Origin of the sequence: uncultured Chitinophaga sp. (assembly GCF_937874145.1) — a bacterium.
In the GTDB taxonomy this organism is placed as follows: Bacteria; Bacteroidota; Bacteroidia; order Chitinophagales; family Chitinophagaceae; genus Chitinophaga.
Genome location: NZ_CALNBI010000114.1, coordinates 1 through 3,058, shown reverse-complemented (window position 1 = coordinate 3,058; position 3,058 = coordinate 1). Strand labels below are relative to the sequence as shown.

Annotated in this window: 2 protein-coding genes and 1 pseudogene; all 3 read right to left on the bottom strand. The window is 53.4% G+C overall.

Going from position 1 to position 3,058, the window contains the following annotated elements; genetic code table 11:
- A partial coding sequence (locus tag Q0510_RS05195) for an aldo/keto reductase (protein ID WP_298708899.1) occupies positions 1-859 on the bottom strand: 859 nt, incomplete at its 3' end.
- A 20-nt stretch (positions 860-879) separates the two neighbouring features.
- Positions 880-2,370, bottom strand: a complete 1,491-nt coding sequence (locus tag Q0510_RS05190; RefSeq protein WP_298708897.1) for a RagB/SusD family nutrient uptake outer membrane protein — start codon at positions 2,368-2,370, stop codon at positions 880-882.
- A 26-nt stretch (positions 2,371-2,396) separates the two neighbouring features.
- A pseudogene (locus tag Q0510_RS05185) lies at positions 2,397-3,058 on the bottom strand (TonB-dependent receptor); the annotation flags it as partial.

Sequence of the window (3,058 nt, the reverse complement as noted above, 5' to 3'; positions counted from 1 at the left end):
TTCTCGCAAATGCAATGCAGGCCTCTGCGGGACTTACATCAAAAGCCTTGCATGCCTCGAGCATGCGTTCACGCCAGCGAAAAAGTTGCGGATGGGTTAGGGCGGAAACGGGTTGATAATTGTAAAAATCCAGGCCGGTGAGGAACCCTCCGTTAAATACGGCCGCATTGATGATGGCGATGCCCCTTTCCTGCAGTTGCCGCATGAAATCCACAAGGCTCCCGGAATGGGAGTGCATCGTCATGCTGTTGGCGATCATCACCCAATCGGGATCGGTGTGCCGGCATATTTCCCGGATCACCATCCAGTCTTTGGCGCCGATCCCCACGGCCGTCACCTTTCCTTCCCGCTTTAATTCCTGCAACGCTGTGCAGGCGCCCCGTATGTCGCGGAAACGTTGTGTTTTTTCGGCGAGCGACGGCGCCGCATCGAGATATTCGTCCGGGTCGTGGACAGACACCCAGTTGGCCCGGTAATCGCCCAGCAGGGAGTTCCCTTGTTCGTAACAGGCCAAAATCCCTTCGTAGCTGATGGACTGCACCGCGTCGTGCCGCAAGTCTTTCCAGACGCCGGGCTCGAAGGTCGGCTCCGGTGTTTGCAGCGGTGTTTGCAGCCAGCCCAGTTTGTTGATGATGATGACATCGCGCGGAAGCACGCCGGCGGCTTTCAATCCCGCCCCGAGCGTTTCGAGCGCGAGGCCGGCGCCGTACTTCCCGGCGGAATCAAAAACCAGCGGCCCCGGCGCATGTTGCACGCAATCGCCGACGGCTTCCATCTTGACGCTTTGTGGCCATGCCTCGTAAAGGTTTCCCAGGCCGCTGGTACCGAAGATGATCTCCGGAATTTTCAATTTATACATAGAGGAGTAGCACGTGTGGATCAATAATCCGGGTTCTGTTTGAGCGCGGGCGTATTCCGGTCGATTTCCGTTTGGGGGATCGGCCAGAACTCGTATTTGGCTTCATATTTCAGTTTGATGTTCGGCGCAAGCGGATTAGTGGCGAAGCCGTTTAGCTTTTGCTCGGCGATGCCCCAGCGGCGGAGATCGAAATAACGGTGGCCTTCCAATGCAAATTCCACCCTCCTTTCTTTACGGATCCGCTCCCGCATTTGAGCCTGGTTAAGGCCGGCCGGCAACCCGGGCATGTTCACGCCCGGCCGGTCACGCACCTCGTTGATCTGCGTATACACCGATGCATCGGGGCCTACAGCTTCATTTTGCGCTTCGGCATACATGAGCTTGATATCGGCAAACCGCAGCAACACGAAGTCGTTGTCGTCCAGCGTGCCGGAAGAGGGGTTTACAATGCCTGGCGTGAGCCATTTTTTAGGTGCATAATATCCTTCTATCCAACCTCCCTTCCCCGGTGTGGCTACCGCCAGGTCTCCGGTGTAAGGCCAGCCCTCATTGACATCATCCCCCGGGAAGAACCAGGTCATGGTTTTGCGCGGGTCATTGGCTTCGTATTCATTGATGAGGTCCTGCGTACCGAGGTAACCCTTCCAGGCGAATGTGGTAGCGGCCAGGGGCGCATCCTGGTGGGGGATATTCGGCAGGAGGTATTTCACGGAGAACATGATTTCAGGGCTGGAATTCTGACCCGGTTTATAAAAATTGGCGGCGTAATTATCATTAAGAGAAAATTTCTTGCCGTCGATGATTTCTTTGGCAAGCGCAGCCGCTTCCGCAAATTTCTTCTCGAAAAGCAGTACCCTAACTTTATATCCCTGCGCCGTCCCTTTTACGGCATGGCCGTTTCCGTATGGCACATCGGGCAGGCCGGCGATGGCGATATCCAGGTCTTCTTTTACGAAGGCCAGCACTTCCGCCCGCGTTGATTTTGCCAGTACGCTGTTATAGTCGAGCGTGAATGGATCGGCTTTCGTGATGGGTACATTTCCGTACAGTTTTGCCAGCCAGAAATAATTGAAAGCCCGCATGAAGTGCGCTTCCGCTTTATACTGTTTCAGCTTGTCGCCACTGATCACCTTATCTACGTTCGCGAGAAAATGATTGGCTGCGGCGATGGCTTTATAGTTGTTCGTGTAATAGCTTTCCACATAAGCTTTCGTATTCGGCGTGAGCCCGGAGCTGCCCACCGTTCTCCCGCCACCGTAATCGTGTTGCGTGTATGCATCGTCCGTATAGGCGTCCCAGGCATAGATTTGGTACTGCGAGCAAGCCCAGTTGCCGCCGGGAGAAAGGAGGTAATTATAAATACCTGTCAATGCAAAATCGGCGTCCTTTTCCGATTTCCAGAATATGGATCTCGGCAGTTCTGTAGTAGGCGAAACATCCAGGTCTGTACATGCGCCGAAGAGCAAAGTGGTTCCCAACGCGAGTGATATATTTCTGAGAGTTCGTTTCATGATGTAGTGCTTTTAAATACTGGAAATCAGAATTGCACGGACGCACCGAAGGTGAACGTGCGGATTTGCGGATAGGTCACATAGAGCCCGTCGCCTACGCGTTCCGGATCAAGGCCGGGATAATCGCTGATGGTAAACAGATTTTCTGCAGCAACGTAAAGCCGGAAGTTTTTCATCGCGGCTTTGCTGGCAATACGGGAAGGCAATGTATATCCAAGTTGCAGGTTCTTCATGCGCACGAATGATGCGTCTTTCAGGAAATATGTGGAAGGATAGCCTTGTACCGGCTGGTAACCATCCGCCATATATATTTTGGGCATCGTGTTGGTGGGATTGGTGGGCGTCCACCGGTTGCGCCAATCTACAGTCGGCAGCGAGCCCTGGCGGAAGGGTTCAGCACCCCAGCCGTTCACATATACTTTCTGTCCGCCTGAGCCATACAGCATCGCACTCAAGTCGAATTGCTTCCAGTTAAGGCCCAGGTTAACGGTATATTGAATATTGGGATACTTCCCATCCACATAAGTACGGTCCGCATCGCTGATAATGCCGTCTCCGTTTACATCCTTTATTTTCAGATCGCCGGGTGTTGGCGTAATGGGTTGTTTGGGTGACCGGTCGATTTCCGCCTGGTTTTGAAAAATACCGTCCCAGATATAGAGGTAAAATTCGTCCAGCGGCTTTCCTT

What these genes read in the sequence shown, in the direction of transcription:
- Q0510_RS05190 (WP_298708897.1), bottom strand. Translation starts at nt 2,370, where the DNA reads ATGAAACGAACTCTCAGAAATATATCACTCGCGTTGGGAACCACTTTG.